14 protein-coding genes are annotated in these 18,308 nt (G+C 70.3%); 7 read left to right on the top strand and 7 right to left on the bottom strand.

Translation table 11 applies throughout. From position 1 onward, the window contains the following. The first annotated feature begins 28 nt into the window (after nucleotides 1-28). The gene (locus WMF44_RS44860) at nucleotides 29-592 is read left to right on the top strand and encodes a bifunctional diaminohydroxyphosphoribosylaminopyrimidine deaminase/5-amino-6-(5-phosphoribosylamino)uracil reductase RibD (protein ID WP_437296173.1); all 564 of its coding nucleotides are present in this window, start codon (nucleotides 29-31) and stop codon (nucleotides 590-592) included. Between the two features lie 78 nt (nucleotides 593-670). Here WMF44_RS44860 and WMF44_RS44855 read toward each other — a convergent pair whose 3' ends face one another. From WMF44_RS44855 to WMF44_RS44845, 3 genes are all read right to left on the bottom strand, one after another. Then, nucleotides 671-1,198: an RDD family protein gene (locus WMF44_RS44855; RefSeq protein WP_437296172.1), complete on the bottom strand. Its 528-nt coding sequence runs from the start codon at nucleotides 1,196-1,198 to the stop codon at nucleotides 671-673. A 143-nt stretch (nucleotides 1,199-1,341) separates the two neighbouring features. After that, entirely contained in the window at nucleotides 1,342-4,512 is a 3,171-nt protein-coding gene (locus tag WMF44_RS44850) for a hypothetical protein (RefSeq protein WP_437296171.1), read from the bottom strand. Between the two features lie 440 nt (nucleotides 4,513-4,952). Next, nucleotides 4,953-5,960, bottom strand: a complete 1,008-nt coding sequence (locus WMF44_RS44845) for a DUF2806 domain-containing protein (protein ID WP_437296170.1) — start codon at nucleotides 5,958-5,960, stop codon at nucleotides 4,953-4,955. 978 nt (nucleotides 5,961-6,938) lie between these two features. On the opposite strand from WMF44_RS44845, the gene WMF44_RS44840 reads away from it, so the two are divergent. Further along, on the top strand, nucleotides 6,939-8,024 hold the full coding sequence (locus WMF44_RS44840; protein WP_437296169.1) for a hypothetical protein: 1,086 nt from the start codon (nucleotides 6,939-6,941) through the stop codon (nucleotides 8,022-8,024). 157 nt (nucleotides 8,025-8,181) lie between these two features. Here the strand turns inward: WMF44_RS44840 and WMF44_RS44835 are convergent, their stop codons facing one another. Together WMF44_RS44835 and WMF44_RS44830 are read right to left on the bottom strand one after the other, a co-directional pair. Then, nucleotides 8,182-9,219 carry a hypothetical protein gene (locus WMF44_RS44835; protein WP_437296168.1) on the bottom strand — a complete coding sequence of 346 codons (1,038 nt, stop codon included), beginning with the start codon at nucleotides 9,217-9,219 and terminating at the stop codon, nucleotides 8,182-8,184. Nucleotides 9,220-9,717: 498 nt separating this feature from the next. After that, nucleotides 9,718-11,328, bottom strand: coding sequence for a hypothetical protein (locus WMF44_RS44830; RefSeq protein ID WP_437296167.1), 1,611 nt, complete (start codon nucleotides 11,326-11,328; stop codon nucleotides 9,718-9,720). Nucleotides 11,329-11,840: 512 nt separating this feature from the next. On the opposite strand from WMF44_RS44830, the gene WMF44_RS44825 reads away from it, so the two are divergent. Next, complete coding sequence (locus WMF44_RS44825) at nucleotides 11,841-12,302, top strand: VOC family protein (RefSeq protein ID WP_437296166.1); 462 nt, start codon at nucleotides 11,841-11,843, stop codon at nucleotides 12,300-12,302. Here the strand turns inward: WMF44_RS44825 and WMF44_RS44820 are convergent. Further along, nucleotides 12,296-13,966 carry a vWA domain-containing protein gene (locus WMF44_RS44820; RefSeq protein ID WP_437296165.1) on the bottom strand — a complete coding sequence of 557 codons (1,671 nt, stop codon included), beginning with the start codon at nucleotides 13,964-13,966 and terminating at the stop codon, nucleotides 12,296-12,298. The two genes, WMF44_RS44825 and WMF44_RS44820, sit on opposite strands and share 7 nt — an antisense overlap. A gap of 349 nt (nucleotides 13,967-14,315) precedes the next feature. Here WMF44_RS44820 and WMF44_RS44815 point away from each other — a divergent pair, with 349 nt between their 5' ends. The 3 genes from WMF44_RS44815 to WMF44_RS44805 all read left to right on the top strand — a co-directional run bounded on the left by WMF44_RS44815 (nucleotide 14,316) and on the right by WMF44_RS44805 (nucleotide 16,052). Continuing rightward, nucleotides 14,316-14,993 (top strand): hypothetical protein, encoded by a 678-nt coding sequence (locus WMF44_RS44815; RefSeq protein ID WP_437296164.1) that lies wholly within the window; start codon nucleotides 14,316-14,318, stop codon nucleotides 14,991-14,993. Nucleotides 14,994-15,393: 400 nt separating this feature from the next. After that, nucleotides 15,394-15,789 (top strand): GFA family protein, encoded by a 396-nt coding sequence (locus WMF44_RS44810; protein ID WP_437301681.1) that lies wholly within the window; start codon nucleotides 15,394-15,396, stop codon nucleotides 15,787-15,789. After that, entirely contained in the window at nucleotides 15,786-16,052 is a 267-nt protein-coding gene (locus tag WMF44_RS44805) for a hypothetical protein (protein ID WP_437296163.1), read from the top strand. The genes WMF44_RS44810 and WMF44_RS44805 overlap by 4 nt, the downstream gene beginning before the upstream one ends. A 21-nt stretch (nucleotides 16,053-16,073) precedes the next feature. Here the strand turns inward: WMF44_RS44805 and WMF44_RS44800 are convergent, their stop codons facing one another. Continuing rightward, nucleotides 16,074-17,387: a hypothetical protein gene (locus WMF44_RS44800; RefSeq protein ID WP_437296162.1), complete on the bottom strand. Its 1,314-nt coding sequence runs from the start codon at nucleotides 17,385-17,387 to the stop codon at nucleotides 16,074-16,076. 319 nt (nucleotides 17,388-17,706) lie between these two features. Here WMF44_RS44800 and WMF44_RS44795 point away from each other — a divergent pair, with 319 nt between their 5' ends. Next, nucleotides 17,707-18,294: a hypothetical protein gene (locus tag WMF44_RS44795; RefSeq protein ID WP_437296161.1), complete on the top strand. Its 588-nt coding sequence runs from the start codon at nucleotides 17,707-17,709 to the stop codon at nucleotides 18,292-18,294. Nucleotides 18,295-18,308 lie beyond the last annotated feature (14 nt).

The following is an 18,308-nucleotide window of genomic DNA, read 5'->3' as shown; positions in this document are numbered from 1 at the left end:
GCCGCCCGAGGGCAAGACCGAGATCAGGATGAGCAACGACCTTGAGAAATGGATGCGCCTGGCGATCGAGGAGGCCGAACGGGCGCGCGGAGGAACGGGCGACAACCCCTGGGTCGGCTGCGCGATCGTGAGCGCCGCCGGGGAGCTCCTCGGCAGCGGGCATACCCTGGGGCCGGGTGAAGATCACGCGGAGATCGCCGCGGCACGCGCGGCGCACGCGCGCGGGCTCAGCGTGGTCGGAGCGACGCTCTATTCGACCCTCGAGCCCTGCTCGTTCCACGGCCGCACGCCGGCGTGCTCGCGATCGATCGTCGAGCGCGGCGTGGCCCGCGTCGTGATCGGGATGAACGACCCGAACCCGCGCGTCGACGGCGAAGGCGTTCGCATCCTGCGCGAAGGGGGCGTCGAGGTCGTGGAGGGCATATGCGAAGCGGAGGTCCGCCGGCAGCTCGGGGGTTGGGTGATCGAGCACCATCCTCACGAGCCGCTGCGGCGCGCGCTGGCCTTTCCGGCGTCGGACCGCGTCCCGCGGCTCGCGGAGATCTACGGCGTCGATCCGTCCCGAATCGAGGCGCTGCTCGCGAAGCGGTAGAGATCGCACAGAGATCGCGTAGAGCAGGGCCGATCCGGCGCGCTGCACGCCCGCCGCTCGCTCGTATGCCGCTCGGGCCTACTCGCTTCGGTCCAGCTTCACGACGCGTGTGCCCGCGATGTGATCATGCACGCAGCGCCGATCCTTGCGAAAGATGAACACCACGTTGACGAGGCTGAGGACGCCGCCCACGTACGGGATCAGAGCCACGACCGACATCGGCAGGAGCCGCCGCAAGACGATCGTGCCGAAGGCCGCGCGCTTGCCGTCGCTGGCGTTGACGATCTGTATGCCCAGCGCCTTCTTGCCGATGGTCTGCGCGCTGCGGGCGAGGAACGCGCCGTGCAGCGCCAGGGTGATCGCGAACCCCGCCAGCGCCCACAACAACGACTGCGGAAACGGCTGCTCGGCGACCTTCGGAAAGTCGCGATAGACGCCAGCAAAATACTGCAGCGGGACGATGATGATAAGGGCCAGAACCCCGTCGATCATCGCCGCCCAGAAGCGCGACATGCGCGACGCGCTGCGTTCGTCGGCTCGCTCCGAGTCAGCCATCGGCTCGAGCGCGGTCGGCGGTTGATACGGGTTGGGAGCGGATTGGGCCATGGCTCATGGAACGCCGACCGCAGCCGCGCGTCAATTGGCAACCGGGGTTGCGTCCGTCGCTGGTAACGAGACGCTAACGAGACGCTAACGAGACGCAACCCCCGTCCCGCAGACCACGCCGGCGCCGGCCGCGCGAATCGAAGCTAGGTGTCCGCCAGCAGCAAGCGCTCGGCGGCGTCAGCGTGCATCGCGCGGATGGCGTCGAGCCGAGCGCGCCATGCGGGGGTGTCTCGGAGTTGCTTCTCGACCTGCAGCGACAGCTCGGCGGCCGACAGCGCGGCCGCCAGCCCGCCATGCTGGATGAGCCAATCGATCAGCGAGGCGGCGAGCCCGGAGTCCTTCAGCTTGCCGGTGGAGGGGCTCCGACGCGCGGGCTGTTCGTCCACCAGGGCCAGATACTCCGACCATAGCTCCGCGGCGAACCTGACCTCGACGAGATCGACGTCGAGGATCTCCTTCAGCGAAGCGGCGGCGATGAGGCGCAGGCCAGCAGCCTTCTGGGCCAGGCCGAGCGCGATCCGGAACGCCCGTGGCCTGGGCGCGAGCCGCGCCAGCCGGGCCGCGGCCCAGGTCTGGCCGCCGCTCGCCGCGGCGACGAGCCGGGCCAGCGCCGCCTGCCAGTAGGGTAATCCGGCGTCGTCGGGAAGGCGGCTCAAGGAGTCGACCGTCTGGACCAGGACGCGGCCGGAGGTGCGCGCCTCGGCGAGGAGCCTTGTGGCCAGACCGAGCCCTTCCGAGCACAGGTCATGCTGGGCAATGCAGACGCCCGCTGCCGTGGAAGCGATGCGCTCGTCGCCGCATTCGACCAGCGCCTCGGCCAGGGCCACGAAGCCGCGAGCGACCGCGGGTCGCGCCTGCGACTCGTTTGGAAACAGGAGCCTCGACCCGGGGTTGAGCAGCGGCCACGGTTCCGGCACCGTCGTGATGCCGTCGATCAGCACCTGTCGGACGTCGGCCTGGTCGACGAAGCGCAGTAGCCCCGCCAGGATGTCCGGCCGGATGCTGGGGTGCAGGTCCTCGGACCGCCACGCCTCCATCAGGAGGTCGCGCGCCTCCACGGTCGCAGCGGCCGAGACCCTGCCGGCGGCGTTCTTGCGGTTGACCACCGCGCAGCCCTTCGACAGCAGCAGCTCACGGTACGGCGCCAGATCGAACGGGCCGGGCATGCGCTCGGAAAGCACGTTGAGGGCGCTCATCGCCGCGCGCCCCACCACGCCGGATCTTCGCGCGCGCTCCAGGAACAGCCGACGGAGCTCGGCGGTCGGCGGGGCGATGCGGGCGCACCGCGCCAGGATCGCGGCGGCGACCGGCCCGGCCGATCCCGGCAGCAGCTCGAGCAGCAGCGGCGCGTCCTCGACCCGGCCAATGGCCTTGACGCGCCTCGAGAGATCGAGGCTGGCGTCCCGCGCCACCCGCAGGAGATGCTGCGTGAAGCGCCTGCGCTGGGAGGGCGTCCACCGCCCGGGGGCCGATCGTGAGATCGCCGCCACCAGATCGGTCTTGTGGGGATCGGTCGTGTCGTCCCGATCCAGCAGCTCGTCGACAAGGGCAGTCTCCTTCAAGCTGATCTCCGGGACGTACCCCATCACCTCGTCCAGCGGCCCGCCGCACGTGGCGGGCTTGCGCGGAGGCCGCGGCGCCTTCGGTGCTCTTCCGAGGAGCAGGTCCACGATGAGCCGCTCCGCCTCGGGCTCGTAGCGACCGACCGCCACCGGTCCCAGCATGGGTGTGGTGCCGTCGAGGCGCACGCCCTCGTAGGCCGCATGGAGCTGGGCGGCGACACCTTCGGTGATGCGCAGCGGGCTCGGCAGAACCTCCATGGACGGCGGCTTATGACCAGGCGCCGGCGCCTTGTCGGCGCGCCAGCGCACCCGGGGGTCCAGGCGAATCTGAACCAGGAGCCCGAGCAGCTGCGCCGCGCGTGTGATGCTGTCCCGGAGGATCGCTTCGCCGATGGCCTTGTGCACGGCCCGCTCGGCGTGGGCCAGGGTGGTTGCGTTCGAATCGCGCGACTGCACGGTGGTGAGCAGAGCGTCCCTGTACGTCTGCACGGGGATCTCCGAGACCTGGCGATCGGACAGCTGGGCCAGCTCGGCCATGACCAGATGGCGCCTGGCGCCATGCCATGCCGGCTCCACCTCGGCGAGGACGGACGCGCAGGTCGCCGGGTCGGCGCCGCGGCGGAGCGAACGCACAAGCGCAACCATCCGCGTCGCGCGCTCGCCCCGGTCGCTGGCCACGCCCAGCGCCTCGTGCTCGGATCGCAGCTGGGCGAGGTCGAGGTGCTTCTCGAGGGCCCGAAGCCGCTTGCGCCGGGTGTCCGGATCGACGGGAGGACTCAGGGCCGCCGCCGTGAGCCGCGTGACGCTCGCCGGTGGCATCGTGGCCAGCCGCGCCTCCATGCCAGGGCGGGGCAACCATGCGGCCGTGGCGGCCTGTTCCAGCTCGGCGCCAAGGAGACGTTCGCGCTCGGTGAGGGGCAGGAAGCGGAAGAGCGGATCGGCGGAGGCGTCGAGGGGCTTGCACCGGCTCCGGAGCTCCAGCACCTCCTCGGCCGGCAGCGTCGAGATCGGCGGCGATCCGGAGGGAAGCGGACCGCTCGCGAGCGAGACAGTCCAGTCGTTCCGGCGCAGGACCTCGAGCAGCCCGGCCGGGCAAGCCATCAGAAGGGCGTGGATCGCCCTCCCATCCAAGGCATCCCGCCGCACGAGCAGCGCCAGGGCCTCCCTGGGATATCGGGTGCAGAACAGCGTGGCCTCGTCCGCCGTGATCTTGCGCCTCGTCGCCAGCGCCACGCGAAGGCCCCGCTCCGGCGCGCGCGTCAAGAGCTCGCGCCACGCGGCCTCGTGCTCGGTCGCGTGATGTTCCAGCGTGTCGAGATCGCATGTCGCGAAGAGGCGTGTCGCGAGCCCCACACCATGCCTGGAGATGACCAGGGGAATGACCGCCGTCGCCTGGGCGACGAGGCGGTGCCTTTGCATGATCAGGACCACCCCGCGGGCCTCGCGGCGATTCCCCTCGCGCAATACCTGGAGCAGCGCTTCGTCCGACACCGGCACCCGGCGCGCCGAGGAAAGCGCGGCCCGGCGCATCATGGGGTCGCGTAGCGCCTCCTCGATGCGCGCCACGTCCCGGCGATAGGTCGCCAGGTCGAGCGCCAGCCGCCGCTCGTCGGCGTCGCCCCCATCCAGCGCAGCCATGACTGAATCGGCCGTGGCCTGATCCCAGCCGCGGGCGAGCAGGGCAAGCGCCCGCCCCCGCTTCGCGAAGCTCAGGCTTCCGAGTCGACGGACCTCCGCCAGCGGTTCGACCATGCGCCGAGTCTAGACGAACGCGACGACCACGTGGGGGGCGTCGCGGGTCCCGCTGATGCTCGTAGGGGCGGGCGGGGTAGCCCACGACAGCGGCGTCCTGGCGACAGGCCGTGAGGACCGCGTCGTCAAGCTCAGCGTTATGCGGATAGGAAGCCGTAGAACTTTCGCCCGTGTCAAGCCGCGCGGGGACGGCGCCTGGCGAGCCGTTTTTAACCCATCAGACGCCCGCTTGCCCCGTCACGGGGCTGGAGCGGCGTGCTCCGGGCGCAGCCGTGCCTCGACGACGGCGGCGCGCGCTCGCCATGACGGGGGCGGGTCGTGGTCCGACTGGTTCAACAGAGTCATATGTGAGCACTAGTGTCACACCGCTGACCAGTCACTCCATCCTATAGCTCGAAGCTGCTCCGAAGCGGCTGAATTTCGAGCATGTCGATGGCTCATCAAAATCCTGTCGCCACGCTATGATTCGTCGCCACCTTATCGACGACCGTCATGGTAAGACCGCTGTCCCTGGCCAACAGTTCTAACGCTTTGAGGAACTCAGCATCGGGCTGTAGCGAAAGCAAGCGTCGAAGCTCTTGGGCTGCGCGAGAGAGACGACACGCACCGACCCCACGAGAACCCGCGACGCGTCTCCGGAAGAGAATTTGCTTGTCACAGTACCCGACCGCCTCTTCATCCTCAAAGCACCAGGCAAGCCCCGACTGAAGAAGGCCACAGTCTACCAGCACCATTGTCTCTTCTACACTTAGCCCAGAAACCGATTCATCAGAAAGAATCACATCCTCATCAAAAGCTCGAGAACAGGCCTTTTCAAAGAGCCTTGCCTCCACCGGCGAGAGGTTACGGAGAACATCAAGCGTTCTTACAGAGTAGCAGCCCGGCGCCGCAACCTCCCCAGCAAGCAGCTTTCCCCACAGCTTCCGCATCTCCTCATTGGAGACATCCTTAGCCCCCTCAAAGAAACGCGCAACCCAGTCATCATCAACCGGCTGAGAAGACACTTCAGACGGAATCTCGTTGTAGGCAACAGCAACGATCTGTTCGACATTGAACTGCCGTTTTGCCTCTTGGTATCTAAACCTCGCCTCCGCTCTCGCGGTCAGCGGCGGCAAACCAGACACGTCGGACTCAATCAGCTCACCCTCATACACTGGAACTTCTTGAACGTTCGAATCTTCACCCAAAGACGGGAGCGACTTAGATACCATCGCAGCACGCAATTCTGCCAGCTGCCGCTCACCTTCGACCTCCATCAACTTCAACCGAATCTGACCGCTGGCTCTAATCGCTTGCGCCTCCACCTCGGCAGCAGCCATCTGCTTCAACCGCCACGGCGCCGTAATGGCTCCGATCCCAGAAGCTACGACTTCGATAAGCTTGTCTACTGCTTTCACTCCCACATAGACCCCCGCGGCCCCGAGTGCGAGCCCTTCGACTTCGACCATTGAAACTCACCTCCAGAGCAGAGTTAAGTAGTGGGAGCCGCGGCGAGGAATCAAACGCACCGCTGCGAATTTGTCGGCAAGAAGCGGAACTGCTCCGCACGCGATGAGGGCTGATAGGGGCAGCCTGAGGGGAGTTCACAGCCGGGAAGCAAATCCCTGAGTACGTATTTGAAGTCTTTGTCCGCCATGGCCACTCGATCCTAAACCGCCTGCTTCGCCGGGTCCAACATCCACGACAAACAATCGAAATTACTCATCATTTCGCAGACACGTCCATGGGTCCGAGCACGGTCTCGGCAGTGGATCGGTGCACTGGTTCCTGGGCTCAATGAGCTCGGCCTTGGGCGCTAAGCGCCGTGACGCCGGTCTCAGGCAACGGGCTTCACGAACTCGACCTGAGTCACCTCGGATAGGAAACCTTGGAACTTTCGCCCGTGTCAAGCCCCGCGGGGACGGTGCCTGGCGAGCTGTTTTGTCTTGGCCCGTCAGACACCCGCTTGCCCCGTCGCAGGGCCGGGGCGGCATGCTCCGGGCGCAACCGTGCCTCGACGACGGCGGCATGCGCTCCCCATGACGGGGGCGGGTCGTGTGCTCAGCAACGCGGCGTCGAACCCGAGCGCCATCGGTCCCCACGTTGGGTCGCACGAACCTCTCGCGGCCCTGATCGTCGTCCGCTGCGATGGGCTCTTCGTAATGCGATCGAACGGGGGTGGTCTTCCCCCGGGTTTGTCTGGTAGCGCCCTGGGGTCCCCTGGTAACGTGACCGCAATTGCGGCGGCGTGACGTCAACAGCGCCGCAGATCATGAGGAGCGGCGATGGCGGCGCGGGCGCGACGTTGGCAGCGTGGGATGATGGCGGTTTGCTGCGCGAGCACGCTCGGGCTAGGGCTCGGGGTCACGTCCGGCGGATGCGGATCGTCGACCGGATACATATGCCCCTGGGATGAGGACCAAGGACCCAAGACAACCCCTTGTGAGGTGCTCGAGCCCCCCGACGCCGGCGGAGCTGGCGGGTGCGGGGATGGCGGTGATGGCGGCGAGGACTGCGCGGCCGAGGACGACACGGACGTCGCCATCGCGTCCGATTTCGGCGACCTGATCCCGCCGGCAGAGGTCTGCGCAGGGCAGTGCGTACCGAAGGAGCCGCTCGGCTGGTCTGAGCCCGCGCTGCTCTGGATCGGCTCCCCCGACGGCGGGCCGAGCTGCCCTGCGACCGCGCCGATCGTCGGCTACGAGGGCTACGCGGATTTCGCGGCTCCGGCCCCGCACCAGTGCCCCGCCTGCGCGTGCGACCCGCCGGAGGCGACGTGCGAGGTGCCGACGGAATGGAGGGCCTACGCCAGCTTCCCGTGCGGCGGCCCCGAGGCTCCCGCGACCTCGTTCGCTGCCCCGGAGGGGTGGGACGGGGCCTGCACCTCGGCGAATGCCGTCGAGGCCGAACGGACCTGCGATGGAGCCCCGTGCGTGCAGTCGCTCGCAATCCAGGCGCCTCGCGTCGTCTCCGCAGGTTGCGCACCGAGGGTCGCGGAGGCGCCGGAGAGCCCCGACGAGCCCGCGAGGGCGGGGAGCTTCGCGATCGTCGCCCGGGCGTGTACAGGAAACGCGTCCCCCCCGTGCGCGGATCCGGGCATGACCTGCACGCCGGCGCCGCCGATCGGCGACGCAGCGCCGCCGGAGGGATTTCTCACGTGCATCCACCACGAGGGAGAGCAGGACTGCCCGGCCACGTACCCGGACCGGTACATCTTCTACTCCGGCGTTGAGGACACCCGCGGCTGCGCGCCTTGCGACTGCACCGAGCCGACCGGAGCGACGTGCAGCGTCCTGGCCTCCGCGTTCAGCGATGAAGGGTGCTCGCAGTTCGTGGCGGGCCAGGTGATCACCTCCGAGGCCTCTGGCTGCGGGACCGTCGCTTCCGGGACGGCGCTCGGAAGCAAATCGGTGAGCGTCGTCGGCCTCGAGCCCGGACGATGCGAACCGTTCGGCGGCGAGCCGGTTGGCAGCATCGCGCCGACCGCGGCGGCAACGTTCTGCTGTCACCGCCCCAGCGCCGTACCGGCCTGAGTCGGCAGCTCGTTCCGGGCGCAACAGCCGCCTCTCCAGAGGGCGGCAGGCCGTGAGGGGCGCGCCCGAAACCCCCGCGCACCTCACGCACTCGCGACCGCCTCGTGAGAATCGCTCCCGCAGGCGCGTCCGACGCTTCGCGAAACCACACGGAGGTTCAGAAGAAAGCGACCAGGCGGAGCGCCACCGCCTCCGAGATGGGCGCCACGGACCACCCTTCACCATGGAGCGGTCGAATGTGCGTCCGATGTATGTTGATCGAGAGGTCGCCGCTGAGCTGCCCGGCGAGGCGGGCCGAAAGCGGCACCTCCAGCCCCGCACGAAACCCAAGCCCTGCGTAGGGCAGTGCGAGCTCCCTGCCGGTGCTGTCCCTGATGTTCCACAGCCCGCCTGCCGTGGCGAGGGCGCAGCCGAAGAACCAGTCCGCGTGACCGCAGGGAACGAGCGAGCCGCTCAGCCCCGACACGCCGATGGTCCAGCTGCGGTAGGGCTCGGCGTCGATCGGAAGATCACCGCGGGCCTCCAGCGACAGCGAGAACCTCTCCCAGCGGGCGCCGGCGACCCCCGAGAACCCGACCGCCACCGACGGCGCCACGCCGGCGCCGAGCAGCACCCCGGCGCCCAGCTGGAGGCGCGGGCCATCCGGCGGCGGCCTCGGGCGCGGAGCGGGTCGGGCCGGCGCAGCGACCGGGTGGGGCGGCTTCGAGGCCGGCGCCTTGGGCGGCACGCCCGGCGCGTCTGGCAGAGCGGCGCCCCCCGGCGCCGGCGAGGGCGGCGGCCCTGGCGGCGGCAAGTTGGGAGCGCTCCCCGGTGCAGGTCTTGGTGGCAGAAACGGGCGCATGAAGGCGCTGAGGGAGACGCCGATGTTCTGCACGAGCACGCCACAGATCGGGCTGGAGAGGCCCTGGCGGCCGAGCGCCCGGCCATCGCGGTCGTGAAGCGCGATCTCTCCCTGGAACGCCGGCCCCTTGCGCCGGATGACCACCTCGATGTGCCACGCGCCGTCGCTCACGAACGGGTCGATCCCGCCGAGCTGGCTCGCGACGATATGCCGGAGGCTCGGCTCCTCGAGGCACCCCTCGGTGCCAGGGCCCCGCGTGTAGGACAGGCGCGCGCCGTGCGGCGCGACCTGCGCGAGCGCCACCGGCGCCGCCAGGAAGAGCGATGCAGCGAGCGGCAGCGCGGCGCGGTTCACCCTCCGGCTCCGGCTGCGGACCGAGGAGCGGGCCGGACATGAGCGGAGCGCCGTCATCTGTCACCCGTCGTCATCCCTACTATTTCCGGGAAGGTCCCCCGGGTTGTTGCGAAATCGTGCGCCGGAGCCGAAAAAAAAAGGGTGCGCGAGGTGTACCGGCGACATCTCCCTCCAACCTGAGAGAGATGTCACCTGGGATCGGGACTGGAGCGACGTTGCGAGGTGACCGGCGAACGGCGTCGTCGCGCGAGGGCTGGGGTGGCCGGCCGCCTGCCGGCCGGCGTCCCCCCACGCCCCGCCGCACGCCGGCCGGCGTCCCCCCACGCCCCGCCGCACGCCGGCCGGCGTCCCCCCACGCCCCGCCGCACACCGGCCGGCGTCCCCCTACGCCCCGCCGCACGCCGGCCGGCGTCCCCCCACGCCCCGCCGCACACCGGCGGAGTGAGGCGCCGCCGCGGCGCTCCTCGCCGAGTGCGCGCCGAGATCCCGCGGCCGGCTTCAGTGCGTGGCTCCACCGTCCGCGATCGGGCCGCCCCCGGGCGCCGGCCGCACGTAGAGGGTGCCTTTCAGGCGCCCCGCAGCTGCCTCGCGGTAGTGGTGCTCGCGGGCGTACCGGAGGAGCGGGGCCTCGAGACCGTGCTCGGTCTCGAAGCCGACGAGGATGGCCCCAGGGGGCTCGCGCTCCAGGAGCTCACCAATCGTCAGGGGTGAGGTCGCCACCACGGCGGCACGGACGGATGCGGGGACGAGGTCGCCGACGCGGTAGAGGAACGCGCCCGTCGCGAGCTCCGGATAGACGGGCAGGCCCCCTTCCACGGCGTAAAGAGGGAAGAGCGTCGCCACCCTCCCCGACGCGGCACGCGCGCCGCCCGCCGCGACGATCGCGTCGCGGAGCCTCAGGCCCTCGGCGTGGACCTCCGCCGGCCTCCAGCCGGTGGGCCGCGCGAGGTGCGGGAGGTAACGAGCGAGCCGGACCCCGTGGAAGAGGGCCACGGCGATCGCGAGCGCCGACCAGACGCGCAGCCAGGGGCTCGCCGGGCGCTGCGCGAGCGAGCGATAACAGGCGGCGCCGGCGAGCAGCGACAAGGGGACGACCATCATGAAGTAATGTCCCCAGACCGGAGAGGTCACGAGGGCGGTCACGAAGGCGGCGCCGGCGAGCGATGCCAGGACGGCAGCGTCGGTCGGGAACACGGTACGAAGGGGACGTCGATCCCTCCAGGCGGTCCAGGCAACGACGAGGACGAGCGCCGCCAGCAGGGCGACGAGCATGCCCGCCGTCGGCATCGCCAGCACGTCCCAGAGCGCCCTCGCCTTGCCGGACAGCGAGGTATAATGGTGACTGTCCATGACGCGCCACCGCGAGTTCACCGTGTGATACGTGATCACGTTGAACACGAAGACCCGCCCCTCGCGCGCGAGCTCGATGAAGACGGGGGCCAGGCCGAGCATCGCGCCGCCGAGGTAGGAGAGGAACGGCGCCCCGAGGCGCTCCCACGGCGAAGCCGCCTGCGAGCACGCGAGCAGCAGGACGGGTGACAGCGCGAGGAGCGGCGCGTGATAGATCTTGGTCGAGACCCCCAGGGCCACGAGGAACCCGGCCAGCAGCGCGCGCCCCAGGCGCGGAGGCGCGGGCGCCCCGAGGGGCGGGAGCAGGCAGCACACCCCCGCGACGCAGAGGGTGAGCGCTGCCATGTCGTTGCACGACGACCCCGCGCGCTGCCCGATGATGTGGTTGCCGGCGAAGAGCGTGGCCGCGAGGGCGGGCGCCGCCCGGTGGGAGGGGCCGAGCAGCCGCCGCGTTGCCGCGTAGATCGCGACGACGCCCGTGAGCAAGAAGCAGAATGTCACCACGCGCGCGACGTGGAGGTAATCGTGGCCCGGCGCAGCGCTCCGGAACAGGGCGGCGTAGAGGAGCGGCAGCACCGGCGCTTGAAGATAGGCAAAATCGCCGTACAGCTCGCCGTCCTGGGCCAGAGCCCCGGCGGTGACGTACATGCTCTCGTCGCTGAGCAACGTGCCCGACATGCAGTAGGCGAAGAGCGCCGGGGCGATCGCGAGGAAGTAGATGCTCTGGACAGCGCGCGGGCTACCCACGTCAAGCTGCATGGCTCCCTCCCGATGGGACTCGTCCTAGCTAGCCATTGACCGGCGCACCGCGCAAGCGATGAGCGCTGCGCGACGGGCGGGACTCCGGCGGCGACGGACTGCGCCCACGACGCACAATCCAGCTCGTCGAGGCCCACGCGCCTCTGGATCCCAGGGTTAGAGCAGGTCAGTGCGCGTCGCAACAGGAGCAAGCGTCCTTGGGAGTGACGTCCGAAACGCTCTCCCCGCCACGTCCGTGGCCATCGCTGCTCGCGACGACGGAGGCCGAATCCCCAGCAGCGTGGGCGCGCACCGGGGGCGCGCGGCACCTCGCGATCATCGCACGCGGAGCCCCTCGGAGGTCGCGGCGCAGATCGCGAAGATCCGGTCCGCCGCGCGCGGGTGCGCGTCGAGCGAGGCGCTCGAGCCCGCCTGGAACGGGACCTCCGCTCGAGCGCGCCGGGGCGCGGCCCCGCCGCTCCCGCGCCTGTTCTTCTGCTACGCTGCCGGGGAGAAAAGAAGGGGAGTTTACGATGAAACCGATGATGACCCACGTCGCGCTCCACGTCGGCAACCTCGACGCGACGATCGCCTTTTATCGCGAGTTCTGCGGGCTCAAGGTGGTTCACGAGCGCAGCGACGCCGGCTCGCGGGTCGCCTGGCTCGCCGAGGAGGGGAAGGAGCGGACGTTCGTCCTTGTGATGATCGAGGGCGGCCGGCGCGCTCCGCAGGCGCCGGAGGACATGAGTCATCTCGGGTTTGCGCTCGAGAGCCGCGCCGCGGTCGACGAGATCGCGCGCCGCGGCGGAGCGCACCTCGTCTGGCCGCCCAAGGATCTGCCCTATCCGGTGGCTTATTTCTGCGCGCTCAAGGACCCGGACGGCAACTACATCGAGTTCTCCTACGGCCAGCCGCTCGGGCCCGGCGCCGAGGCGCACGACGCGGCGTTGCTGGAGCTCTCTGCCTCTTCAGAGCCCGCGCAGACGTCTCAGTAGAGCGGGTGGAGCGGGATCAGCTCCGCGATCTCGTCGAGCTCCGGATCGCCGCCCGGGTTCGCCGCGATCACCTGCTCGCGCGCGGCGTGCAGCGCCTCGCTCGTGCTCGCCTTGAGCGCCTCGGCGTAGGCCACGATGGCCTTGCCCTTGACGAGCTGCTCCTTGCTCCCGGCGGCGAGCTCCGCGAGGGTCGCCTCGCGGCTCGCCTCTTTCGCCTCATGGGTGAGCGGCGTCTGCCAGCGCGCGCGCACGGTGAGGGTATCCTCGTCGTTGATCACGCCCGGATCGCACCCCCGCACGAGCTGGCTGAAGATCATCGCGTCGCCCGGCGCGAGGTGCTGCGGCTCGACCTCCTCGGGGTTCGTCGAGTACTCCTCGCCGTAGAACTTCTCCATCTTGAAGTACCACGGCATGGTGAGCTCCACCTGGACGCCGCGGGCGGCCACCTCCATCACCTCCGCGAAGCGATCCCGGAACATGTGGAACGCCTCGTCCTCGTCATCGAGATAGACATAGGCGCCGCGCCCCTTGTCGGTCACGGTGTCCATGAGCACATCGTTGTAGCCGAGCGCCGGCCCCGTCCCGACGCCCACGAGGTAGATCGCCTCCTGGTCGGCGTCCTCGGCGTGCAGCGCGATGAGCTCCTCGGAGGTGACTCCCACGTTGGCGCCGCCGTCGCTGACGAGGATCACCCGGTTGATCCGGCCTTCCTCGAAGTGCTCCTGGGCGAGCTGATACCCGACCCGGAGCCCGCTCTCGAGATCGGTGCCGCCGCTGGCGGAGAGCGCGTCGGCCGCCGCGAGCAGCGCCGGGTCGTCCGGACCGTCCACCACGTGGCCGCTCAAGACCACCGAATTCTGGGTGTTCCAGGTGACCATGTTCACGACGTCGCCCTCGGACAGGCTCGCGGCGACGGCGCGCACCGTGGCCTTCTCGCGCGCCATCGGCTCACCCTCCATCGATCCGGAGGTGTCGAGGACGAACGTGACCGCGATGGGGCGGCGCGGGCTCGGCGGATCGTAGGAGCGAACGCCGATCTGAAGGGCGTAGCTCCCCGCCTCCTCACCGGGCTCGATCTGGGGCTCGACGCGGAGCTCGCCCTCGTCCGGCGGCGCGTAGTTGATGCGGTAGTAATTGAGGAACTCGTACGTGCGCACCTGCCGCGGCGCCGGCGCCCTGCCCGAGCGGAGCAGCTCGCGCACGTGCACCGGCGAGCTCATCGAATTGGAGTCGTCGGCCGACAGGTACAGGACCACGGGCTGGCTCGAGTCGAGCCCCTCGCAGGTGAACGCCGGGGCCGCGCCGGCGTCCTCGTCCGAGGGCGCCGGGGGCGGCTCGGGCTGGGCTCCATCGACGTCGCCCGCACCGCCGCCGGCGCCGCCGCTGCTGCCGGCGCCGCTGCCGACGCCGGCGCTGCCGGTGCTGCCGGCGCCGATGCCGACGCCGGCGCTGCCGGTGCTGCCGGCGCCGATGCTGCCGGTGCCGGTGCTGCCGGTGCCGGTGCTGCCGGTGCCGGTGCTGCCGGTGCCGGTGCTGCCGGCGCCGTTGGCGAAGGGCGGCTCCGGGGAGGAACCCTGGCTGCAGGCGACGAGCCCGGCGCCGCCGAGGAGGACCGCCGATACAGCGTAAAGACAGAGAGATAGAGACGCGGGAACGGTTCGCACTGGCACCCTCCTCCGCGGTGCGACCGCACCGCGCTCGGGACGGCCCGCCCAGCAACATGGATGCCGCGCGCGCAATGCCATCCGGACGTCGCGCCGCACCCGAGCGCCGCTGGTCCGATCGCGCCGGATCGCGCGGGCCACACAGCTCAAACCGCGGCCATCTGCGCTCCGGCGGCAATACCATGACAGCGTTGTCAGGTTCGCGTCTCAGCATGGCGCACGGTGGCATTGCTCGGCCCACACGGAGGCGAAACAGCGTGACGCGATACACCATGGTGAAGCGGCCCGGGCGCGCCGGAGCTTCGAGCATGACCCGTGACGCCTCCGCTCTCGTGGTATTCTCGAGCGCGTGGGGCAGCCTACCCGCGTCGCGCCCGCGCTGATCCTTGTCGGGGTCTCCGCGTTTCTCGTCCTCACCGCGCTCGCCGCGGCCGCGTATCCGGGCGGCACCTTCTGCGACGCGAACGCACCCGGCTACGATTTCTGGGGCAACTTCTTCTGCGACCTCACGCAGCCCGTGACCCAGCGCGGGGTGGAGAACACGCGCGCTCGCTCGCTCGCGCAGGCCTCGTTCGTCTGCTTTTCCCTCGCGCTCGTCCCGTTCTGGTGGGTTCACGGCGCCCTGCTCGGCGGCCGGCTCGGCGGCGCGGTTCGCGTGTTCGGGCTGCTCTCCGCCGCCGGCACGATCCTGATCGCGTGGCTGCCGTCCGTGGTCTCGCCGCTGCTCCACGCAGCGTCGGTGTTCGTCGCGACGATCCCCGGGCTGCTGGCGACGCTGCTGGGCGTGACAGGCGCGTTTGCACGGGGCAATGCGGGCGAAAGCCGCTCGTCACCGTTGCGCTTTTCGGCGTGGCTCGGTGCGCTATCGCTCGCGCTCGTCAGCGCGGACGCCGCGTACTACGCGGTTGCGATCGCGGTGCCGGGCTGCCACGTCCTCTTGCCAGCGCTTCAGAAGCTCGCAGCGCTTTCGGTGATCGGGTGGATGGGCACGATTGCGCGCGTGGGTGCCGCGCGTGGGGCGCGCTAGCGCGTCGAATGGCGCCTGCGACCCGTGCTCTCGATCCTTCTGTCACCCCTGGACGTGAACCCGACCCCGTTCCTGGGTCTGCCAAAGGCGCCGCAAGTCAGGACGCAACCTGGGTGGCGACCGATGCCCGTTCGGAGCGCAGCGCTTCCAGAGCAGGAGCGCATCCGCCGCCCCCCTCCACGCGCCCCGGGTGCCTGGAAAGGCAGCGACTGCCGTCGATGTTGGACGGGTCTACCCTATGGCGCGGGACAGCACTTGCCTTGCGGCGCAGAGCCGATCCGTGAGACTTTCCGTGGGGGGAGTTTACAGAAGGCGACGCGCTCGACGGACCTGGTCCGGCGGCTTTGGTTGACCAATCGACTGATAGTCAGGCGGCGCAATGGAAACCACTTCACTGCCCATGACACCTCGAATAGCATCCTGCAGCTGCGGCCAGCTACAAGCGAGAACCGCTCGCGAGCCTTTTCGCGTTTCGGTGTGCCACTGTCTAGCGTGCCAGCGCCGCACCGGCAGCGTCTTCGGTGCTCAGGCTCGCTTCTCGAGCGAAGCAGTCACCATCGTCGGCGAGAGCGTCGAGTTCGTCCGCGTCGGAGACGAAGGCACAAGAAGCACGTTCCGGTTCTGTCCTCGCTGCGGTGCCACCGTCTACTATACCCTCGAAGGTCATCCAGAGCTCGTGGCAATACCCGTTGGCGCGTTCGCCGATCCTGAGTTTCCGGCCCCAACGTTCTCGGTCTACGAGGAGCGCATGCACTCCTGGGTCGACATGCCCGCGGGCATCGAGCACATGGCATGATCCAGGGAGCAGCTGGCGGCACGTTTCTCGTCGTTCAGGCGAGCGACGCCGAGAAGGGGCCGTTCACGACGCTCGGCGAAGGCCGGCTCGCCCGCGGCGAACCCCTGAGCGTCGTCCTGCTTCCGCTCGTCCCGCTCATGAAGCTCGTGCTCCCGGCCCTGAAGCTCGAAGACGTGGAGCGCGCGATGGTGCGTTGTGTGACGAGCGGGGCGCCGGAGCAGGTGCTCGAGGTCGCCGACATCGAGGCGCTCGCCTCGGCGTAGCTCGCGCGCCCCACGCCGGGATCAGCCGACGAGCATCCGTTCCCCGTCGCGCCGCGCCGCCGCCCACGTCTCGTCCCAGGCGGCGTCGGCCTCGGCGCGCGGGAGCTGGCCGAAGGCCCGCAGCTCCTTCCGCTCGCCCTCGACCTCGGCGTCGTCCCGCGGCGGCGCCGGCGCCGGCCCGGTCATCACGTCGCCGACCGCCTCGCGCACCTCGCGCCCGCCCTCGGCCAGGCAGTAGGCGAGCACGCGCCACCCGAGCTCGGCGTGCAGCGCCTCGTCGCGCGCGATCTCGCCGAGCGCCGCGCATACGCCCGCGTCCTTCGCGCCCGCGAGCGACCGGCGCGCCCGGGTCGCGGCCGCGCCCTCACCGAGACAGCCGTCGTGCCACGCCTCGAGCGCCATCCGCACGAGCGCCGCCTGCCGGCCGGCGTCGCGCGCCGCCGGAGGCGGGAGCAGCGCCGGCCCGAGGCGCCACCCCGCGAGCGCGCTCGCGATCTCGCTGCATCGGGCCGTGTGGCGGACCTCATCGCCGAGCGCGGCGAGCGCCCGCGCCACGAGCGACGCGGGCGCGCCGACCGCCGCGAGGTCCCGCGCGAGGGCGAGGAACGCCGGGATCGAGCCGCACTCGGCCCGCGCGCTGTCCAGCCACGCCCCCGCGAGCGCTGCCCGGGTCGCGCAATCGAGCCGCGCCGGGGCCGACACCGCCGGGCCCAGCCCGAGCGCCGGCGGGAGCACGACCCCATCGGCCGTGCGCAGCGGCCGGCCGACAATGGGCCTGAACCGCACGCCAAAGGGCGGAGGGAAGCGGAGGCCGGCGCCGAACGTCCCCTCGGGGACGAACGGCTCGCCCGACAGCGGGATGGCCGCGCGCGCCGAGAGCTCGAGGCCCAGCGGGCTGAACAGGGTGGTCATCGCGCCGACGTGGAGGCCGTGTTGCCCGGGGAGCTCGTCGCTATAGCGGGTGCGGTACGTCCATCCGAACTCGCCGTCGATGCTGTAAGCGTTGTTGTCGAAGTCGTCCGAGATATCGCTGCCGCCGTGCAGGCCGGCCGCGAAGCGGCCCGCGGAGAAGTTGAGCCATGTCGCCTGCGCGAACGGGCCGAATCCCATGTTCCCCGTGCTGTACCCTCCGGGCTGACTGCCATCCAGGAGGACCGCCGCGCGGAGGTCGGCGCCCAGGCCGAAGGCGAGCTTCTGGCCGAACGAGAGCGACAGGGAGACCCCGCCCGAGACGGCGAAACGCTCGTCGGCGCGCGCCTGGCCGGGCAGCGAGACGAGGGCGGCCACCCCGAGGGCGGCGAGCGCGGGCGGGAGCGAGCAGGAACGAGAGGACATGGAACCTCCGAGAGCCACAAGGCGGGCAAAGGATCGATCTCGGCTCCCAATTTACCAGAGGGCGCGGACCAGCACGACCGGGGTGGATGACGGAAAGCGGCTCTGGACGACGAGCTGAAGCATCCTGGAGCACGCCCGCGCGCTGGTGCTCGCTGGCCATGGCAGGCTGGAGCTGATGGGGTGACCCGCGGCGACACGCCGTCGGAGCGCTCGCACGAAAAGCCCGGATTTGTGGAGCTTCCGGCGCGGAGCTGACGGCAAACCGTCGAGCTCACGCTTTGGGCCGCGCGCGCCGGCGCCCGGTGATAGAACGACCGCCGTGAATCCGCACACGGACGCTGGCCCAGCGAGCAGCGACTACCTGGATCGCCTGATGCGTCGAGGGTCTTTCGAAGCCCTGTGGCCGCTCTTTGCCAAGGCCACGCGCCCCGCCAAAGAAATGACCGAGAGCTATTCGGCGCTCGAGCACCTGCGGCCCTTCATGTCCGGCGCGCCGTGCCGGGTCATCCACGTCGGCGACGGCGCCCACGCCCGCACCGGGGCGTTGTTCGCGCTGAAGACGGAGGCTGAGAACGTCAGCGTCGATCCGGTGCTCAACGAGCCGCTTGTCGAGGCCTGGCGCACCCGATTCGGCATCCGCCGCTTCGCCTGGCAACGCGCGGACGTCTTCGCAGCCATCGAACGGCTCAACGCGTTGCCCGACATGCGCGTGCTCGTCACGTTCGTGCACGCCCACGTCCCCATCGACGATGTCCTCGCCCGGCTGCGCTGGAACGTCGCGTACACGCTCGCCTGCTGCCAGCCAGGTCATCAGCTGAGCCAGCGGCACGACGTGCTCGCGACCGGCGAGGACCCGTACGTGTTGTCCAGCGGACGGCGCTTTCAGGTGCTCGCCCCGCGCGCGTGAGCGCGGCCGTCACA

It is taken from the genome of Sorangium sp. So ce426, assembly GCF_051475585.1.
GTDB classification, from domain to species: Bacteria; Myxococcota_A; Polyangia; order Polyangiales; family Polyangiaceae; genus Sorangium; species Sorangium cellulosum_B.
The sequence above is the reverse complement of the archived record's forward strand: the minus strand, read 5'-3'. Positions and strand labels throughout refer to the sequence as shown.